Annotated in this window: 12 protein-coding genes; 11 read left to right on the forward strand and 1 reads right to left on the reverse strand. The window is 68.4% G+C overall.

The annotated features are described in order from the left end of the window. The 7 genes from ON33_RS20905 to ON33_RS20935 are packed head-to-tail and all read left to right on the forward strand — an operon-like array spanning window position 1 to window position 14,129. Window positions 1-1,437: a cytochrome P450 gene (locus ON33_RS20905; RefSeq protein ID WP_157184636.1), complete on the forward strand. Its 1,437-nt coding sequence runs from the start codon at window positions 1-3 to the stop codon at window positions 1,435-1,437. Next, on the forward strand, window positions 1,434-2,783 hold the full coding sequence (locus ON33_RS20910) for a phthiocerol/phthiodiolone dimycocerosyl transferase family protein (RefSeq protein ID WP_051152561.1): 1,350 nt from the start codon (window positions 1,434-1,436) through the stop codon (window positions 2,781-2,783). The genes ON33_RS20905 and ON33_RS20910 overlap by 4 nt, the downstream gene beginning before the upstream one ends. Next, window positions 2,776-9,855, forward strand: coding sequence for a non-ribosomal peptide synthetase (locus tag ON33_RS20915; protein ID WP_169336824.1), 7,080 nt, complete (start codon window positions 2,776-2,778; stop codon window positions 9,853-9,855). Before ON33_RS20910 ends, ON33_RS20915 begins: the two co-directional genes overlap by 8 nt. After that, entirely contained in the window at window positions 9,852-10,097 is a 246-nt protein-coding gene (locus tag ON33_RS42305; RefSeq protein ID WP_040860728.1) for an acyl carrier protein, read from the forward strand. Before ON33_RS20915 ends, ON33_RS42305 begins: the two co-directional genes overlap by 4 nt. Before the next feature lie 23 nt (window positions 10,098-10,120). Further along, window positions 10,121-11,299, forward strand: a complete 1,179-nt coding sequence (locus ON33_RS20925) for an acyl-CoA dehydrogenase family protein (protein WP_040860910.1) — start codon at window positions 10,121-10,123, stop codon at window positions 11,297-11,299. 10 nt (window positions 11,300-11,309) lie between these two features. Next, window positions 11,310-12,962 carry a long-chain-fatty-acid--CoA ligase gene (locus tag ON33_RS20930; RefSeq protein WP_040860729.1) on the forward strand — a complete coding sequence of 551 codons (1,653 nt, stop codon included), beginning with the start codon at window positions 11,310-11,312 and terminating at the stop codon, window positions 12,960-12,962. 9 nt (window positions 12,963-12,971) lie between these two features. After that, the gene (locus tag ON33_RS20935; RefSeq protein ID WP_040860730.1) at window positions 12,972-14,129 is read left to right on the forward strand and encodes an FAD-dependent oxidoreductase; all 1,158 of its coding nucleotides are present in this window, start codon (window positions 12,972-12,974) and stop codon (window positions 14,127-14,129) included. Here the strand turns inward: ON33_RS20935 and ON33_RS20940 are convergent. Then, a complete protein-coding gene (locus ON33_RS20940) occupies window positions 14,090-15,010 on the reverse strand; it encodes an AfsR/SARP family transcriptional regulator (protein WP_157184637.1) in 921 nt (306 codons plus the stop codon). The genes ON33_RS20935 and ON33_RS20940 overlap by 40 nt on opposite strands. Before the next feature lie 275 nt (window positions 15,011-15,285). Between ON33_RS20940 and ON33_RS38370 the strand changes: the two genes are divergently transcribed. The 4 genes from ON33_RS38370 (at window position 15,286) to ON33_RS20960 (ending at window position 19,442) form a co-directional block, all read left to right on the forward strand. Next, window positions 15,286-15,939 carry a TetR/AcrR family transcriptional regulator gene (locus tag ON33_RS38370; protein ID WP_157184638.1) on the forward strand — a complete coding sequence of 218 codons (654 nt, stop codon included), beginning with the start codon at window positions 15,286-15,288 and terminating at the stop codon, window positions 15,937-15,939. Between the two features lie 61 nt (window positions 15,940-16,000). Beyond that, window positions 16,001-17,392, forward strand: coding sequence for a cytochrome P450 (locus ON33_RS20950; RefSeq protein WP_083869153.1), 1,392 nt, complete (start codon window positions 16,001-16,003; stop codon window positions 17,390-17,392). Beyond that, window positions 17,389-18,393, forward strand: coding sequence for a terpene synthase family protein (locus ON33_RS41420; protein WP_051152565.1), 1,005 nt, complete (start codon window positions 17,389-17,391; stop codon window positions 18,391-18,393). Before ON33_RS20950 ends, ON33_RS41420 begins: the two co-directional genes overlap by 4 nt. After that, window positions 18,390-19,442 (forward strand): polyprenyl synthetase family protein, encoded by a 1,053-nt coding sequence (locus ON33_RS20960; RefSeq protein WP_063711046.1) that lies wholly within the window; start codon window positions 18,390-18,392, stop codon window positions 19,440-19,442. Before ON33_RS41420 ends, ON33_RS20960 begins: the two co-directional genes overlap by 4 nt. The last annotated feature ends 211 nt before the right edge of the window (window positions 19,443-19,653 follow it).

Here is a 19,653-nt window from a genome sequence, read left to right on the forward strand (position 1 = left end):
GTGTCGACCCGATCCGCTCCCGGCACCTCCCACCACAATCTCTCCGAGATCCCCCGTCGAGATGCGTTCGATCGCCTGCTCGCCCGCATTCCCTGGCGCCCCGCGGTATTGGCCGAGCCGCCGTCCGGTAGCGGCCTCGCACCGGTCCCAGGCGCACGGGGAGTGCCGATCCTCGGCATGCTTCCGGCGTTCGTGCGCTACGGCCCGGCGCTGCAGCTGGCCATGTATCGGCGCTTCGGGCCGGTGTCGTGGTTCGGCGGCCTGGGCGTCGAACTGGTGACGGCGGCGGGTGGCGACGCCGCGCACGCCGTGCTGACCAACCGGGACAAGGCTTTCGAGACCGGCTGGAACCTGCTGGACCCACTGTTCCTGGGCGGGCTGACCCGGATGGACGGTGACGAGCACCGCCGCCACCGCCGCATGAACCAGGCGGCGTTCACCGAGTCCGCGATCACCGGGTACCTCCGGCCGATGACGCGCGCGATCGCCGCCGAGATCACCGGCTGGCCGACCGATCATCCGCTGTCCATGCGCGACACGAGCCGGGCCTTGTCCGCCGCCGTATCATCGGTACCTTTTCTGGCACAACCGAATTCGGCTGGCGGATTGGCGACGATGGCGGCGATTCAGCGATTCGTCGACGCCCAGACGGCCGTACTGCGCCTGCCAATTCCGGGCCTGACATGGTGGTCGGGTCTACGGGCTCGCCGCCATCTGCTCGACGTGTTCCGACGGGCGGTACCGGCGGCCCGCCGCCGCGACGGCGACGACTTCCTGTCGGTGCTCAGCCGCGCGACCGACGACGACGGCGTCGGGTTCACCGACGACGAGCTCGCGATGCACCTGCTGCACACGCTGTTCGCCTCGCACGACACGACCGGGTCCGCGTTGACGGCGGCGGTCTACTTCCTCGGCAAGCACCCCGAGTGGCAGGACCGCTGTCGCGCGGAGGCGCTCGCGCGGGGCACGTCCGAGCTGGACGCGCCCATGCTGAAACGCCTGCACCTGCTGGATCGGGTCATCCGCGAGAGCATCCGCCTGGTCGTGCCGTCACCGACGCAACTGCGCCGCACGGTCACCGACACCGCCCTGGTGGGGCATTTCATTCCGGCAGGCACGCTGGTCGCGGTGTCGCCGCTGGTCAATCACATGATGCCCGAGTACTGGACGGACCCGGACCACTTCGATCCCGACCGGTTCTCCCCGGAACGGCGGGAGGACCGCGGTCACCGTGCGGCCTGGATCCCGTTCGGCGGCGGGCACCACAAATGCATCGGCATGGATTTCGGACTGTTGAAGGTGGCCGCGGCCCTGGACACGATGCTGCGCACCTTCGAGTGGGAACTGCCCGCCGATTACGAGATGTCCTGGTCGTACACCGAACTCGGCCCTCGCGACGGCCTGCCGGTTATCTTGCGACGGCGGCGGGCCCGATGAACCGCCCGCCCTGCGACATCGACCGTCCGCTGAGCAACTCCGAACGCTGGTACTGGATCCTGGACGCGATCTCACCGCTGAACGTGGTCGCCTGGGTCACCATCGCGGGCCGCGTGACACCGGAACAGTTGAGCGCAGCCGCCACCGCGGTCGTCGCCGAACATCCGCTGCTACGGGTCGCCATCGCGGCCGACGCCGAGGGCGCCAACCCGCGCTTCGTCCCGCTCGCCGAACCCGCGCTGCCGATCCGGACCGTGACGGCCGACCCCCGCGACACCACCGCCGCGGCTCGCGAAGTGGATATCGTCGAACTGCGCACCCCGATTCTCGCCTCGGGAACGCTCGCCAGGCTGGTAGATATCGTCAAAGCCGCTGGGACACCGCATGAATCGCATGAGCTGATCCTGACGATGTCGCACGTGATCTGCGACGGAACGTCCATCCTGAGGTTGCTGCGGCGACTTGTCGAGCGTGCGGCCGCCACGGCCGCACCGCCGAGATCTCGCCCGCCGGGACCTGCTGTCGACGACAGGCTCCCGGCAAGCGCCCGGGGCCCGGTGCGAATCGCCGCGTCCATGCTGGCCGATCAGCTGATCGCGGTCGGCGCCAGGCCGGTGCGCATGCCCGCCGAAGTCCATGTCCCGGCCGGGAATCGGCGTACCCGCTTGCTCACCCGCGAGATCGGCGGGGAGGACCTGTCGGCGCTGATGTCGGCTTGCCGGGAGCACGGAGTCACCGTGCACGGCGCGATCACCGCGGCGCTGGCTACCGCGGTGGCCCGGGAGATCACGCCCGGACGCACCGTGCGGCTACCCGTCGGATCGCCGATCGACTTCCGAGCCGAGATGGCCGTCGACGACGCGGAACTCGGAAGCTTCGTCGCCACGGTCCCCACCCATCCGAGAGTGGGGCCCGATGTGCACTTCTGGGACACCGCACGCACCGTCATTCGTAACCTGAACCGCCGCAGACGATTCCGCCAGCACCTGACGGCGATAGCCGGCCTGCGGCTGCTGTGCCCGGATTCGGTGGCCCACAGCGGCCGGGTCGTGGACCTGATCAACACCCGGGGCCCGTGGAACGTGTGCGTCACCAACGTGGGCCGCCACGAGTTTCCCGACCGGGTGGGCGAATGGCGTTTGTCGGGAGCGCAGTTCGCCGCCGGGATCTCCTGCATCGGACACCTCGTCAGCGCGGTCAATACCAGTCACGGTGTGCTGCGGTGGAATTCGACCTATGTCGAAGGTCTGATGTCGCCCCCGCGCGCCGGCCGGATAGTCGACGACGCCCTCGCCATGCTGCTGACGCGGGTCCGCACCCACGATGAGGAACACGCATATGACTGAAGTCGACCGGCGACTCGATGCCCGGGACGGAATGGAACGCGGCGTCCGGTACACCGGATTGACCGGCTACCAGCAGGATGTGGTGGCGATCGGCGCACGGTATCCGGACCTCGCGGTCGTGCAGGGCGCGCTGTCCCTGCGTTTCCCCGGCACCGCCGACATCGAGCGCCTGCGTGAGTGCGTCGAACGCGCCCAGTGGCGCCATGACGCATTACGCCTGCGATTCGCGCAGCGCGACGACCAATTCGTCCAGTGGGTGGCCGACACCGTGACCCCGCTCGAGGTCGTGGACTGTGTCCGGCCCGGCGAGGCGACGCGGTGGCCGCGAGAAGCCACCGCCACGCCGCTGCGCCCGGGCGGTCCGCTGGTGCGGTTCGCCGTGCTGACCGCCGAGAACGAGTGGGTCCTGTATTACCAGTATCACCACGCGGTCTCCGACGGCTGGGCAGCGAATCTACTACTGGCGCAAATGTGTTCGGAATTCTTCGGCGCACCCGCCGACACCGTGCCCGCACCGAGCTACCTGGACTTCGCCGACCGCTGGTCCGAGTACCGCGATTCGGCGCGGTGGAACGCTGATCACGCGGCGCTGCGGGACCGGGTGTCCGGCCTCGAACCGGCACTGTTCACCCGATCAGGCACACTGCGCGAGCGCCGTCGTCATCGGCACAGTCTGCGCATCGAGCGCGCCGCCGCGGACCGGGTCCGCGCCACCGGTCACACCGTCTTCACAGTCATCGCCGCGGCGGTCGCGGGCTATCTGCGCAGGTTGCACCGCGACGGCGACATCGTGCTCGGCATCGCGCTGCTCAACCGGCAGACCCGCGAGGAGTTGCGCATGATCGGCGATCTGGGCAATATCCTGCCGCTGCACATCGCGGTCGACGACTCGTCGCCACTGCTGCGGGTCTGTGATGGAGTATCCGCGGACGTGCTGGAACTGCAACGCCGACAACGGTATCCATTCGGAGCATTGACCAGCGCACTGCGCGCCGAAACGGGGGCGACCCCGACGCTGTTCGATGTCACGCTGTCCTACAACAGGATACGGTCCGGCGAGCTCGACTCGATCCCGCACGAGGCAGACGTGCTGTCCACCGGCTACTCGCTCGACGCGGTCAATATCGTGGTACGCGACTACGCGGGCTCCGGGCAGCTGGAAGTCGACCTGTTCTACGCCGAGGACGTCTTCGACGACGACTTCCCGATCGCGGCCGCGGCGGTGCACGTGCTGCGCCTGATCGACGCGTCGCTCACCGCGCCGGAGCAGCCGCTGGGCGCGGTGCAGATCATGTCCGAGTCCGAACGAACTCGGTTGGCCTCGTTCGAGGGGCCGAACGTGGTCGCCTTCGACGAGGGTGCCACGCTCGACCGGCTGCCGGCCCGACAGGCAGCGGCGACACCCGCCGCCCCGGCCCTGCGCTGGACGAAATCCGATGGCTCGCACGCCGAATCGACCTACGCGGACTTCTTCGCACGGGTCCACGCCCTCGCCGCCCGGCTACGGGCGCGCGGGGTTCGGGCTCAGGAGTTCGTGCCCGTGCTGCTGCCCCGCTCCCCCGAGTTGCTCATCGCCGTGCACGGCGTGCTCGCAGCGGGCGCGGCCTATGTTCCGGTCGATCCGCGCTTACCGCCCGCGCGGCTCACCACGATCCTTTCCGACTGCGGTGCGCGTTTCGCTGTCGGACACCCCGGCCTCGTCCCGGCGACGCCCGGTGTCGAACTGATCGACTGCGGCTCCGGGGATTCCGCCCCCGCTGTCGAAACAACAGTGCGCCCAACGGATTTGGCGTACATGATCTACACCTCCGGCTCCACCGGAACCCCCAAGGGAGCGATGATCGAGCATCGTTCGGTGGTCAACCGGCTGGCGTGGATGCAGCGGCGGTATCCGCTGACCCCCGACGATGTCATCCTGCACAAGACTCCGGCGAGTTTCGACGTCTCGGTGTGGGAGCTGCTGTGGTGGGCGCAGGTCGGCGCGAGCGTCGCCGTGCTGCCCGACGGCGCCGAACGCGATCCGCGCGCGATCCTGCGGACCATCGAACGACACCACGTCACGGTCGCGCACTTCGTGCCGTCGATGCTCGGGCCGTTTCTGACCGAGCTCGAATCCACGGCCTCGGTGCCCGCGTCCCTGCGCCTGGTGTTCTGCAGCGGTGAGGCTTTGACCCCCGCGCTGGTTCGCCGCTTCGGCAACCTGTGCGCGGCCGCCGGGCGGGCGGACATCCTGCTGGTGAACCTGTACGGGCCGACCGAGGCCACCGTGGACGTCTCCTGGTTCGACATCCCCGTGGCCGCCGCCCGCACGCTGCGGCAAATCCCCATCGGCCGGCCGATCGACAATATCGCCCTCACCGTGTTGTCGGCGGACGGACACCGATGCCCGGTCGGCGTGCCCGGCGAGCTGAACATCGCGGGCGTCGGAGTCGGACGCGGGTACCACCGGCGGCCCGAACTGACCGATGCCGCGTTCGTCCCCGACCCCGCGGCTCCGGGTGGAAGACGCTATCGCACCGGCGATCTCGCGCGGTGGCTGCCCGACGGCACCCTGGAGTACCTGGGGCGCCTCGACGATCAGGTCAAAGTGCGCGGCAACCGCGTGACGCTCGGTGAGGTGACCAATCATCTGGCCGACTGCCCGGGCGTGGCGCACTGCGTGGTGGTCGACGAACACCGCGACGGGACCGGCGCACTCGTGGCGTATTACACCGGTCCGGCGACACCGGCACAGGCGGCCGAGTTCCTGGCCGGGCGCCTACCGGCGTACATGGTGCCGTCGGAGTTCGTCGCGCTGCGCGATATTCCCCTGACCCGCAATGGCAAAGCGGATCGACGCGCGCTACGTCGATTGCGCCGGGAGCGCTCCCTGAAGCCCGGTGCGGACTCCGCACCGCCGTGTGGCGAGACCGAACTCGCCCTCGCCGAAGCATGGCAGGAGGTGCTGGGCGGCGAATTGCCGGGCAGGCACGACGACTTCTTCACCGTCGGCGGCGATTCCATCCTGGCGCTCGCGCTGCGCACCGCCGCCGAACGCCGGGGCGTACGGCTCGACATCGACGTGCTGTTCGCCAGGCCGACGATCGCCGACCTGGCGACCACGATCAGCGTGGCGGACGGGTCTCGTGCCCCGGAACCGTTCACACTGGTTCCGCTGCTCGACAGGGCGTCGCTGGTCGGCCTGGAGGACGCGTTCCCAGCCGGAGCGCTCGCGCTGGGCATGCTGTTCCACAGCGTGGAACGCATTGATTCGGCGCAGTACCACGATGTCTTCCGCTACCGGTTGGCGATGCCGTGGCGGGAGAGCGACTTTCGAGACGCCTATGCGCGGTTGGTGGCGCGGCACCCGGCCCTGCGATCGACCTTCGATCTCACCGGCCGCTCGATCCCGCTGCAAGCGGTGCACCGGGACGTGCCCTTGGATCTGCAGGTCGAGACCACTGCTGCCGTGGACTCCGTCGTCGCCCGGATGCGCGGCACCCGTTACGATTTCGCCGTCGCGCCCTTGCACCGGATGCGAGTCTGCGTGCGGCCCGGCGAGGTGGAGCTGGTGTTCGCCTTCCACCACGCGATTCTCGACGGCTGGAGCGTAGCCGGTCTGATCGCGGAGCTGCTCGCCGACTATCTGGGTACCCGCACCGTTCCTGATCGCTACTCGAGTTCCGTTCTCGCCGAGCATATTCGAGCCGAGCAGACAGCGTGCGACACCCCCGCGGCGCGGCAGTTCTGGCTGGATGAACTGGCCGAGGTCCCGCCGACGCACCTCGAGTCGAGCCGGGCGTACGAGCCCCCGGAATCGATCGACGCCGCCACGACGGTCGCCCTCGTCCCCGCGTGGCTGCACGAGTGCGCCACCGATCTGGCCCACTATCGGCGCGTACCGGTGCGGGCACTGCTACTGGCGGCGCACTGCCTCACGCTGCGAGATCTGGCGGGAATCGATGAGGTGACCACCGGTGTCGTCACCCATACCAGGCCGGGCCTGTCCGGCGCGGACACCTGCGCGGGACTGTTCCTGAACACGGTCCCGTTGCGCCTGCCGCCCACGGGCGGCTCGTGGTTCGACACCGTCGACGAGGTGGTCCGCCGGGAACGACGTCAGCACCGGCACCGGCGCTATCCGATGCGGTCGATGATCGCTGACCACGGTGGGCCGATCTTCGACGCCGTCTTCAACTACGTCGACTATCGAAGGGTCGCAGCGCCATTCGATACGGGAAGCGTCGAGCTGCGTGACTTCGCCGCTCACGAGGAGACGAATTTCGCCCTGCTGGTCTCGGCGCTGGTGGACCCGCGCGACGGCAGCCTGGCGCTGCACCTCGCCAGTGCCCGCGGGTCTCTGACCCGAGCGCAGCGGGAACGCTATGCGCGCCGATTCGTGGCGATCCTGACCGCGCTGGTCCGAACGCCGGACGCGCCCGCCGATCCGGCCGTCGCCGTCGGCGATGTGACCGCGGCCGTGGAATCGATCGGTTGTGTGCGACCGGATCACCCCGCCCTGATCGAGACCGATGGGCAGTCGTCGTGGAGCTACCGAACCCTCACCGCGACGGCGGATCGGGTGGCCCGCAACCTCATCGGATCCGGGGTGCGGCGCGGATCCCGGGTGGCGGTGCAGATGGACCGCGGCGCCGGACTGATCGCCGTGACGCTCGGGGTGCTGCGTGCGGGAGCGGCGGTCGTGCCGGTGGACCCCGCCTATCCGCGGGCCCGACGCCAGGCTGTGCTGGCCGTCGCGCGCCCCCGCCTGGTGATCACCGACAATGCGACCGAGGCGGTCGAAGGATTCGAAATACTGGATCCGGCAAGCATATTGTCGGCGACACCGCCCGAACGGCCGTCACCGCCGCCCCGGATCCGGCCCGGCGATATCGCCTACGTGCTGTTCACCTCGGGCTCGACCGGCGAGCCGAAGGGCGTAGCGATGCCGCATCGCGCTCTGACGAACCTGATCGAGTGGCAGAATCGCCGGCCCAGCGGAGCAGTCGGGGAGGTCACCGCGCAGTTCGCGCCGATCGGCTTCGATGTGGCTTTCCAGGAGATCTTCGCCACGCTGGTCGGAGGGGGCACGCTGCGACTGCTCTCGGAGCGGCACCGCCGCGACCCCGTCGCGCTGCTGGCGGCCGTCCGGGAATCCGGTGTGCGGAGGTTGTTCCTGCCCTTCGTGGCCCTGCAGGCGCTGGCCGAGGCCGCCACCGCCACCAGCGCCTACCCCGATGGCCTGACCGCGCTGATCTCCTCCGGTGAACAGTTGCGGATCACCGAGGAGATCCGGTCACTGTGTGCCGCCGTGCCCGGCTTGGCGCTGGAGAACCAATACGGCCCCACCGAAACGCATGTCGCCGTGGCCGAGCCGATAACCTCTGCGGCACAAGAACTTCCGCTGTTGCCTGTCATCGGCACGCCGATCGCGAAGACCGGCGTGCAGTTGCTGGACCCGCTGCTGCGCCCGGTCCGGCCGGGCACAGTTGGCGAGATCTACGTGACCGGCGATTGTCTGGCACAGGGTTATGAGCGCAGGCCGCGGCTGACCGCACAGCGCTTCGTCGCCGACGAGGGCGGCGGAATCCGGTACCGCACCGGCGATCTCGGCGTCGAACTGCCCGATGGCCGGTTGCGCTGGCTGGGCCGCGACGACACCCAGGTCAAGGTGCGCGGTTTCCGTGTCGAATGCGCCGAGGTGGAGAACGCGATCCGTGCGCTGCCATCGGGTTCGGCGGTGCGTGAGGTCGCTGTCGTCGCGCTGCCGCGGCGGGGAGCCGATTCCCTGCTCGCGGCCTTCCTGTCCGGGCATCCCGATCATGTGCGGCCCGAGGAGGTGCTGAGTCGCTTGCGCGGCGTACTGCCCGCGTACATGGTGCCCACCCGGGTCTATCGGCTGAACTCCCTGCCGGTGACGCCGAGCGGGAAGCGCGACGACGCGGCACTGCGCGCGATGGCCGCCGCCGAGAGCACCACCGCGCCGACCGGGCAGGGTCGCGCCCCGGCGGACGCCGAGGAGCGCGCCATGGCCGCGATCCTTGCCGAATGTGCCGGTACCGGCGAATTCGCCGCCGATACCGACTTTTTCGATGCCGGCGGAACATCGATCGGCGCGATGCGGGTCATGCTCACCGTGGCCAAGCGATGGGGCGTCCACGTTCCGCTCGAAACCTTCGCCGCCGCGCCTACGGCCGCCGCACTGGCCGTGCTCGTGCGTTCGGGCGATACCGCCGCGGTGTACGACCCGCTGGTCCCGCTGCGTACGGGCGGATCCGACGCACCGCTGTTCCTGGTCCACCCGATCGGGGGGTCGGTGCTGTGCTACCTGGATCTCGCCCGCCTGCTGCCCGGGGACCGGCCGGTCTACGGATTGCGCGCCGCGGGCTCCGATCCGGGCACCGAGCCGGTGGCCACGGTCGAGGGGCTGGCCGCCGCGTATCTGGCGGCGATCCGCCGCATCCGGCCGGAGGGCCCGTATCTGCTGGCGGGCTGGTCCTTCGGCGGCCACGTCGCCTTCGAGATGGCTCGGCAACTGCCCGCGGGCTGCGAGGTGCGCGTCGTCCTGCTCGACACCATGACGCTGGCGGACAACGCCACCGCGATCAGCGAGCGCGACCGGATCGCATGGTTCTTCGGTGAACTGCTCTGGCACGCGGACGGGAACCTGACCGAGCTCGAATGGCCCGCCGCCACCGACGAGGAGCTGTTCGACGTCCTGCTGGCACAGACCATCGCGGCCGGAATCATCTCCGAACACGGTGCGGCGCAACTGATCCGCCGGCTGTACGCGGTGTTCTGCGCGAACTTCGACGCGATGGTCGGCTACCGGCCCGCTCCGCTGGACCGCGATCTGGTGCTGATGCGCGCGCACGGGGAGATGCCCACGATGCTGGCCGCCGTGCACCGGCAGACCGGCAGCAGTTTCCACGATCCGGCCAACGGCTGGCGGCCGCTGGCCCGCGACGCCTTCGAGGTGATCGAAATCCCCGGCGACCACCTGTCGATGATGCGGCCGCCGCACGTCGCCGAGGTGGCCGCACTGCTCGACCACGCACTCGACCGGGTGCCGATGAAAGGACAACACCGATGAACCGCGACATTCGCTCGGAACTGACACGGATGCTGAGTGAGGAGATGTCGATCGCGCCGGAACGGGTACACGACGACGCCGGCCTGATCGCGGACCTCGGGTTCGATTCGATCGCCTTCACCATGGGTGTCGTGGCCATCGAGGAACGGCTCGGGATCGTTGTCAGCACCGAGGGACTGCTCGGCTGCCGGACCTTCGGCGACCTCGTCGCGATCGTCGAAGCCGCGGGAATCCCGGCATGAGCGGGCCCGGTACGGCCGAGCCGCTGTCGGCGCTGGCCTCGACACCGGAGCAGCACGCCTTCGCCGAGGCACTCGACGCGGCCTTCGCCGAGAAGACGCAGCTGCTGGCCGACGAGGCCGAAACGGCGCGGACATTCCCCCGCCGGATCGTGGAGATCCTGGCGGAGTTCGGCGTGTTCGACATGAAATGGAATGGTGCACAGCGGCATTCACCGGCGCACGGCGAGCTTTACCACCTGCTGGCACTCGCCGAACGGCTCGGCCGGCTGGGCTCGGCCGGTGTCGCGGCCGGGGTGAGCCTGCACGATTCCTCGATCGCCATCCTGCGCCGCTTCGGCCGCTCGGACTACCTCACGCGACTCGCCGACGACGCGATCGAGGGACGCGCGCTGCTGTGCATCGGAGCGACCGAGAACGACGGCGGATCGGATCTGCAGGGCGTGACGTCCACCGCCACCGCCGAAAACGGCGGCTATCGACTGATCGGGCACAAGAAGTTCCTGTCCCTGTCGCCGGTCGCCGACGCCGCGATCCTGGTGGTCCGAGTTCCCGGGAACGCCACCGGTTCCAGGCTCGGCGATCTGGCGCTGTTCGCCGTGCCGATCGAGCGGCTCCACGTGGGACCGATCTACGCGAAGGTCGGTGCGCATGGCTTCGTCACCGCGCCCATCACCATCGACACCTGGCTGCCCGCGGATCATCTGATCGCCCGTCCCGGCACCGGAATGGCCGCGCTCACCTGGGGAATCAGCCATGAGCGGCTATCCATCGCGGGCCAGGTGCTCGGCGCGTGCGACAACGCGCTGGGGCTGACCGTGGCGAGGATGAAACGCCGGGTGCAATTCGGCGTGCCGCTGCTCGAGCATCAGGCCCTGCGCCTGCGCGTCGCCGACCTGGACGCACGAGTCGGCGTGCTGCGGTGGGCATTACGCGGTCTGGCGCTCAGCGGTGCGCGCCTGGACGCCCGCACCGCGGCCGCCATGAAGGTCACCGCGGCTCGGCTCGGGTCCGAAGTGCTCTCGGAATGCATGCACATCTTCGGCGGCACCGGCTATCTCAGCGAGCAGTCGCCGCTGGGGCAGTGGTGGTGCGACATGAAGCTGGCCCGAGTCGGCGGCGGCACCGACGAGGTGCTGTGGGAATTGGTCGCGGCGGGCCTGGTGCCCGACCACGACCGCTACGACCGACTGATCCACGAGTGAGTGACGAGACATGAGCAGATTCACCGACGACCTGCTGCGGCCGTCCACCACGGCGGGCCTGGTATGCGGCGACCCCGATCGGCTGCAGCGGTTGCCCTGGAACGAGATTCACCACGCGGCCCGGCGCACCGCGGGCGGCATGGCGCGATGCGGAGTGGTCCCGAACTCGGCCGTGGCCGTCCTGGCCGGTGATCCGGGCGAGGTCGCACAGGTCGCGCAGGCATGCTGGCTGCGCGGAGCCTCGGTCACCATGCTGCATCCGCCCACACCCCGCACCAACCCCGAGGAGTGGGCGCGGGCCACCGCCCGAGTGCTGGAGACGATCGAAGCGCGTCTGCTCGTCATCGGCGATCCCTACCCCTCGGAACTGGCGAATGCCATTGCGGGAGTCGCGATCACGACCGTTTCCGAACTCGCCGACGCGGCGGCGATCGAACCGGTACACCCGGATGAGGACTCGGTCGCGCTGCTGCAGTTGACAGCGGGCTCCACCGGCGCGCCGAAGGCGGTGGCCATCACCCACCGCAATCTCCACGCGGGCACGGCGGCCCTCACCGATGCCTTCGAGCTGCGGCCCGACAGGGATGTCGTCGTGATGTGGCTACCGCTGTACCACGACATGGGCATGATCAGCTTGATGACGACCATGCGATACGGCGTACCCGCGGTATTCGTCACGCCCCTGGACTTCCTGCGCCGACCGCTGCTGCTGCTGGAGCTGATCAGTACCTACCGGGGCACGTGCACCACCGGCCCGGACTTCTCCTACGCCATTCTGTCCCGGCGCCTGCGGATCGCGCCCGACGGGGCCTACGATCTGTCGAGCCTGCGGGTCGTCGTCAACGGTGCCGAACCCATCGATCCGGAGGTCGTCGACGAGTTCACCACGCAGGCCGCGCGATTCGGGATGGGGGCCTCGGCCATCACGCCCGCCTACGGAATGGCGGAGGCCACCCTGCTGGTGTCGCTGTCCCGCGGCCGCGGAATGCTCACCGACACCATCGATCCGATGGCGGTCGAACATCACGCGCTCGCCGAACCCGCGCCCGCTGCGGGCCGGCGCCTGGTACGTCTCGGAAATCCGTACGCCGCCATGGAAGTACGCATCGTCGATGCCGCCGGTACCACCTTGCCCGCCCGCTCGGTCGGCGAGATCCGGATCCGCGGAGCGGCCGTCGCCGAGTACTACCTCACCTCGGAGGGCAGGGTCCCGGCCCGTGACGACGACGGCTGGCTGGCCACCGGGGATCTCGGCTACCGCACCGAGGACGGCGACCTCGTCGTCTGCGGCCGCGCCAAGGAGATCATCATCATCGCTGGACGCAATATCTACCCCACCGACATCGAGCGGATCTGCGGCGCGGTACCCGGCGTGCGCGCGGGCAACGTCGTGGCGGTGCGTACCGGGACCGCGACGGGCGGTGAGGGTTTCGTCGTGATCGCCGAATCCGCCCGGGCCGGGTCCGAACCGGTCGACGCGGCGCTCATCGCAGAGCTGCGCGCCGACATCGCCACCGCGATCCAGCACCGCTTGGGCGTCACACCGCGTTGGGTCGAGGTGGTGCCGCCCGGCACGCTGCCCAAGACCTCATCGGGCAAGCTGCGCCGAACCGCCGCGGCGAGCCTGCTGGGCACTAACCCCGCGCTAACCGCCGGACGATAGCGTCGCGCCATGTCCCGAGCACTTCGTGTCATCGTCGCCGGCGCCGGTATCGCGGGCCTGTCCACCGCGGCAGCTCTGCATCGCCGCGGAATCGAGGTCGAAATCCTCGAATCCGCCACTGCATTGCGGGCATCCGGCTCCGGAATCGGAGTGGCCTGCAACGCGGTCGCGGCGCTCGCGACGCTCGGCGTCGACCCGATGACGGCGGGCCTGGGCCGGCCGATGGACCGTTTCGTGCTCCGCACCGCACAAGGCAAGCCGATCCGCACGGTGGACTACCGCGGCATCGCCGCGGAACTCGGATTTCCGCTGGTGAACATGCATCGCGGCGAACTGCTTTCGGGTCTGCGCGCGGCGGCGACCCAGGTACCCATCCGATTCGGCGCGGAGGTGAAGGGCTTCGACATCACCGCGTACGGCGTGCGTGTGACCTGCGCCGACGGATACGCCACCGAGGCAGACGCACTGGTGGGCGCGGACGGCATCCGATCGGCGGTGCGGGCCCAGCTCGCCGGGCCCGCACCGGTCACCGACCACGGCTACGTCTGCTGGCTGGCCACCGCCGCATTCGAGCACGAGAACATCCCCGCGGCCGCCGCCACCCACTACTGGGGCGCGGGCCGGCGTTTCGGCTTCGCCGATCTCGGAGCGGGACAGATCTATTGGTGGGGAACCCGCAATGTGGCGGGCCGGGCTGCCGATTGGTCCGGAGGCAAGGCCGACGTCCTCGACAGCTATCGCGGCTGGGCGCCCGAGATCGGTGCGGTCATCTCGCGCACACCGGCCGACGCCATCATCACCGTGCCCGCCCAGGACCGCCCCTTCCTGCCGTCCTGGGGCCGCGGGCCGGTCACACTGATCGGTGACGCCGCCCACCCGATGCTGACGAGTCTGAGCCAGGGCGGCAGCTCCGCGATCGAGGACGCCTGTGTTCTCGCCCATCATCTGCACCGCAACGGCGCCGTCATCGCCGCGCTGCGCGGCTACGAGGATGCGCGCCGGGCCAGGACCCGGACCCTGGTGGCGGCGTCGCGCCGGCTCAGCAGGGTCGAGCAGCTCGCGAACCCGGTCGCGGTTCGCCTGCGCGAGTTGGCTTTCCGGTACGCGCCCGACGGTGTCATCCGCGGTCAGACAATCGAGCCCATGCGGTTCGAGGTACCGTCGTGAACCCGGTGGCCGGTGCGGCCCGGCCTGACCCCCTCCACGAATTCCCGGCTGAGCACGCGACGCCGCAGCGATCGCGTGTCATGGCCGGGATCGACTTCGAACTGCTCACGCAGGCGTTGCGCGCACAGCGCATACCACTGTTCCGCCTGCTGCAGCTCGCCGCGCCGGGCGTGGATCATCATCAGTCGGCGAAACGCCGCCTCGTTCACGGAATCGATGGCCAGCGTGCGACGGCACGCGTCGGCCGCGTCGGCGAATTCGCCCGCCTCGAACGCGTACTCGGCCAGTACGTCCAAGACGCTCAAGATCATCGAGCGCAGCCAATGCCGATGCTCGATCACCCAGCTGTCTGATTCTCCGCTGAGGAACTCACCCGAGTACAGCGCCGCAGCACGCCGATACAGATCCAGCGCCTCCTCTCGCAGGCCCCGCACCGCGGCCTCGCGAGCGGCTTTGGTGAACCGCTCGAACTCGTGGAAGTCGACGAACACATCATCGCTCGCGTCCATGATGTAGCCGAAATCCCGGAACTCGACACGCAGATGCCCGCGATCGGTTCCCAGGTGGTCGTCCAACGTTCTGCGCAGGGTGTGCACCGCCACTTTCAACGACGTACTGGGGCCCTCGATATCCGGCCACAACAGCTCTCGCAACCGCTCCTTGCCCACGACGATGTTCCGGTTGACGAGCAGAACCCCGAACAGCGAGCGCGCCTTGCTCGCGCGCCACCGAACACAACCCTCGCCGGGGGCCGAAATGACGAACTCGCCCAACAGTTTGACATGCACCGACCGTTCACCGGATGCGCTCATTGAAACTCCTTGCACCATGCGAGAATCGATCACAGTCCCAAATACATTTCGCCACATGGCAATTCGCAATTGCTAATCAACGTCGACGGTAATTGCGTCTCGATACCAGCGATGACGGAAATCCTTAGCTCCTTGTGTCGCAAGCGATCTCGAATCCGGATTCCGCTGGCGGCTATGTTTGCATGCTCAACTCACCTGCGCAAGTGGATGTTTCACAACTCGCTCGCCGACTAACGGTCCGAAACGGACAGTAATGTTCTTGTCGCGCCGCTACCTGGCGGATCGGACGAGAAATCATGTTCCGTTCATGTTCGCCCGCCGCGGGCAGGCCCGGAGGAGCCGGCGTGCCGCCGGGCCGGGTGCGCGGACGCCGCCGCCGCGCCATCTGCGATCATTGCCCGGTGTCTGAGCCGGGGCGCCTCCGACGCACACCCGTGCAGTCGCGCAGCAGGGAACGAGTCGAGCGAATTCTCGACGCCACACGCGAACTCGTCGACGAACACGGATGGGATGCCGTGACGACCCGCGGGATCGCCGAGCGTGCCGCCGTACCGATCGCGACGCTCTACCAGTTCTTCGCCAACCGGGAGGCGGTGTTCCGGCAACTGCTGGACCGCGACATGGAACAGATCGACCGGCGGGTCGCGGCGGAGATCGAGACGCTACGGGCGGACGACATCCCCCACGCGATCACGCTGTTCGCGACCGTGCACCGCACGCACTTCCTGCGGCATCTCGAATTCGTGGCGCTCTACTTCACGTTCGGCGACAGCGAGCTGGTCTGCACACATCAGCGCCGCTGCGCCCAATCGTTCGGCCAGCTGCTGCTGTCGTCAGGGGTGATGCCCGCGGACACCGATCCCCGGGTGTTCGGTGTGGCAATCGCGATCGCCGAAGGCACCATCGAGCACGCCTACCGGGACATCCCTCGCAACGAATGGGTTGTCAGCCAAGGTCGGCTGGTACTGCAGCTCTATCTCGAAAGCCAGTGCGGCTGAGGGCCGATCGCGCCCGAATCTGCCTAACCCGGTCCTAACCGCCCCCGGCTAGCGTCGCGCCATGTCCAGTCAGCGCACCCCCGGCTCACCGCGCCCACTACCCCGGTTGGGCCGCCTCGACGGGCTCGACAATGGGCTCGCCCTGCGCCGTGACCAATTGGGCTTCCTGTCCCGCGGCCTCGAGCGCCAAGGCGACCTCTTCGAATTCCGGCTCCTGGGCCTGCCGATGGTGCTGGTCAACCATCCGGACCACATCAGGCACATCCTGGTGGACAACAGCGTCGGCTACGACAAGAACGCGGTCTTGTTCAAGATCGTGCGCCCGGTACTGCGCAAGGGCCTGATCGCGAACGCCGATCACGAACTGTGGCAGCGACAACGGCGTATGATCGCACCGCATCTCACGCCTCGCGCCATCCGCGACCTGGCCGGGAACATGACCGCGGAAACGCTGCGCATGCTGGAGCGCTGGGATGCCGCCGATGCGCCGATTCTCGATATCACAGATCAGATCGGCCAGCTCGCGCTGCGGATCGTGAACCGGTCGTTGTTCAGCGCCGACGTCGACGCCACCGCCCTGGCGTTCGAACGCGCCTTCGGCGAAGCCAATGCCATATTGGGATCGTTCTTCCGTTTCCCGTTCCCTCCGCTCACCGTGCCCACGCGGAGCCATCGGCGGCTGCGCCGCGCGATCACCGAGATGGACGAATTCGTCTCACAATTCATCACGGCGCGGATCGAGCAGCCGACGAGCTCACACGACACCACCGACCTGTTGACACTCCTCATGAACTCGGTCGACGAAACCGATGGCCTGGGAATGGATATCGAGCAACTTCATCACGAGGTTCTCAATATCTGCATCGGCGCATACGAGACCACCACGAACACGTTGTCCTGGGCCCTCTATCTCCTGGCCCGGCATCCCGATACGGAACAGCGGCTGCACGAGGAGATAGACCGGGTCATAGGCGACCGGATTCCCGATGTCGACGACATTCCGAGACTCCCCTACACGCGAATGGTCGTGGACGAAACACTCCGGATCTATTCTCCGGCATATCAATTCATGCGACGTGCACGCCGGGACGACGAGCTGGGCGGATATCGCCTCCGGAAAGGGTCCAACGTTCTGATCAACAGTTATCTCCTGCACCGACATCCGGAGTTCTGGGACGACCCCGAACGGTTCGATCCCGAGCGCTTCACCCCCGATAACATCGCCGCCCGGCCCAAGCATGCCTACATTCCCTTCGGCAGCGGGCACCGGGTGTGCGTCGGCAAGCACTTCGCGCTGACCGAACTGGTGCTGGTGCTGGCCACTGTGGCGAGCAGGTACCGGCTGCGACTGCCGGAGGGCGCGGCGCCGATAGCCCCTGAAGCGCTCATCACGCTGCACCCCAGGGGCGGAGTCCATTTGCGGCCACAACGACGGAAGGCACGCGCGCGATGAGAACCGGCGCACTCGGGACCACCTTCGGTTGTTTCCCCAGCCAGCTCAACCCGAATCTCGACCGGGCACGCGAACACGTCCTGACATGGGTGGACGGCTTCGACCTGCTCCGTTCACACCGGGCCAGAACTAAATTCAGCGCGGCCGACTTCGGATACTTTGTGGCACTGGTTCATCCGCATGCCGAGCGGCACAGTCTCGAATTGGCCGCCGATTGGTTCGCCTGGCTGTTCCTGGTGGACGACGAACTCGACGACGGGGCGATCGGCAGAACGCCGGCGGCGGCCGCGGCGCTGGCACACGGGGTTCGCGGCGTCCTGCGCGACGGCGGGCACGGAGAGGCGAATTCGCCGCTGCTGGCGGCGCTTTCGGATCTGTGGGATCGAACCGCCGCGCACGGCTCCGCGGCCTGGCGTACCCGATTCGTCGGCCATCTGGAGGAGTGCCTGCACACCGCCGCGTTCTGGGAGGCCGGAAACCGGATAGCCGGCATCGTCCCGGACAGGGACACCTACGTCGACCGACGACGGCACACCGGGGCGATCTACGTCTGCATGGATCTGATCGAGGCGTTCGGCGGTTTCGAGGTGCCGCCGGCACGGTATCGCGACGCCGACTTCTCCGGCGCCCTCGATGCCGCCTGCGACGTGGTGTGCTGGACCAATGACGTCTATTCGCTGGAGAAGGAACGATCCTTCGGCGAAGTCCACAATCTGGTCTTCATCGTCGGACATCACGAGAATCTGAGCGAAGCCGAAGCGGTGTCACGCGTTTGCGCGGAAATAGACACGCGCACAGAGCAATACCTCGGATTCGAGGAGCTGGTTCGCACACGATCGGCGTCGGATCACGATCCGGTCGAGCGCTGTCTCGACGGCATGCGTACGTGGATCCGCGGAAACTTCGATTGGTCGAGCAGGACTGCGCGATACGGGCACGCGCCGGCGCCTTCGACATCGATGCTCGCTCCTTCAGGCGACGGCCGGGAGCAGGTACTGTGAGCACGCCCCGACCCCGCCTCGCTGCGGCAAGAGAAGTCCTGCATCGAGCCTGGCAATTGACCGACCCCGAGTTGCGGAAGTCCGTGAACCGGCTGGACGATCCCTTACGAACCGTCGCGGCTTATCATTTCGGCTGGGCCGACAAGTTCGGCAGGCCCACCGACACCGGTTCGGGCAAAGGCGTGCGGGGCGCCTTGGCGATCGCGAGCGCCGTCGCGGCCGGCGGCGAGGACAGCGACGGGGTGCCCGGCGCGGTCATCGTCGAACTGGTCCACAACTTCTCGCTCCTGCACGACGACATCATGGACGACGACCGACGGCGGCGCGGCCGTCCCAGCGCGTGGGTGGTATTCGGCAGGGCGCAGGCGATTCTCACCGGCGACGCCCTGTTGTCCCTCGCCTTCGAAGCGGCGGCCGACCGATCGCGCGTCGGGCACGCGGTCGCGGCAGATCTGTCGGTGGCCCTGCTGGAGGTGGTCAACGGCCAATCCGCGGACATGCTGTTCGAGAACCGCATGGACATCGGTCCCGACCAGTGGCAGTCCATGGCGAGCGGCAAGACGGGGGCCCTGTTCGGGCTCGCCTGCGCGCTCGGCGCCAGAGCGGTGACGACGGACGAGCGCCGCATCGAGGCGCTCCGCAATGCCGGTCGCCACCTCGGCCTGGCCTTCCAACTGGTCGACGACGTACTCGGACTGGTCGGCGATCCCGATCGTCTCGGAAAAGCCGTCGGCGGCGACATCCTCCGACGGAAGAAGTCCGCCCCGATCGTCCGAGCCCTGCACGACGACCCTCGACTCGCGACCATCCTGGCCACGGCGTACACCCGTTCGCGTCCCCCGTCGAGCAGTGAAGCCGCAGACCTCGTCGCCCTCGTCGAGCGCTCGGGCGCCCTGGACTGGGCCCGCACCGAAGCCGACGGATTCCGTTGCGCCGCAATGACCGAACTCGACACCGTATCGACCGACCCACAGGCCCGCCGAGCCCTCGAGGCGATCGCCGACGCGGTGCCGCGCTGGGACCGACTGTCCCGCCGCAACTCGAACTGACCGAACGAACTCACCCCGGAGCCGAACCCAAGGTTCAGCGGCAACCACAATGCAAAAAGGCTCCCATCGAACAATCGACGGGAGCCTGATCTGTGGACCTGACGGACCAGCATACGAGCCGCGCGGACCCGGTAGACGGCGGACATCATGATCCGCGCGGTTGGCACCCGGTCGCAGTCGGCACCCGTTGGTGACCGATGACCGGTGGGTG

Origin of the sequence: Nocardia niigatensis NBRC 100131, assembly GCF_000308655.1 — a bacterium.
In the GTDB taxonomy this organism is placed as follows: Bacteria; Actinomycetota; Actinomycetes; order Mycobacteriales; family Mycobacteriaceae; genus Nocardia; species Nocardia niigatensis.

Bases quoted from the DNA above. Each gene is read 5' to 3' on its own strand.
- ON33_RS20910 (WP_051152561.1), top strand. From the start codon at position 1,434: ATGAACCGCCCGCCCTGCGACATCGACCGTCCGCTGAGCAACTCCGAA.
- ON33_RS20915 (WP_169336824.1), top strand. From the start codon at position 2,776: ATGACTGAAGTCGACCGGCGACTCGATGCCCGGGACGGAATGGAACGC.
- ON33_RS42305 (WP_040860728.1), top strand. From the start codon at position 9,852: ATGAACCGCGACATTCGCTCGGAACTGACACGGATGCTGAGTGAGGAG.
- ON33_RS20930 (WP_040860729.1), top strand. From the start codon at position 11,310: ATGAGCAGATTCACCGACGACCTGCTGCGGCCGTCCACCACGGCGGGC.
- ON33_RS20935 (WP_040860730.1), top strand. From the start codon at position 12,972: ATGTCCCGAGCACTTCGTGTCATCGTCGCCGGCGCCGGTATCGCGGGC.
- ON33_RS20950 (WP_083869153.1), top strand. From the start codon at position 16,001: ATGTCCAGTCAGCGCACCCCCGGCTCACCGCGCCCACTACCCCGGTTG.
- ON33_RS41420 (WP_051152565.1), top strand. From the start codon at position 17,389: ATGAGAACCGGCGCACTCGGGACCACCTTCGGTTGTTTCCCCAGCCAG.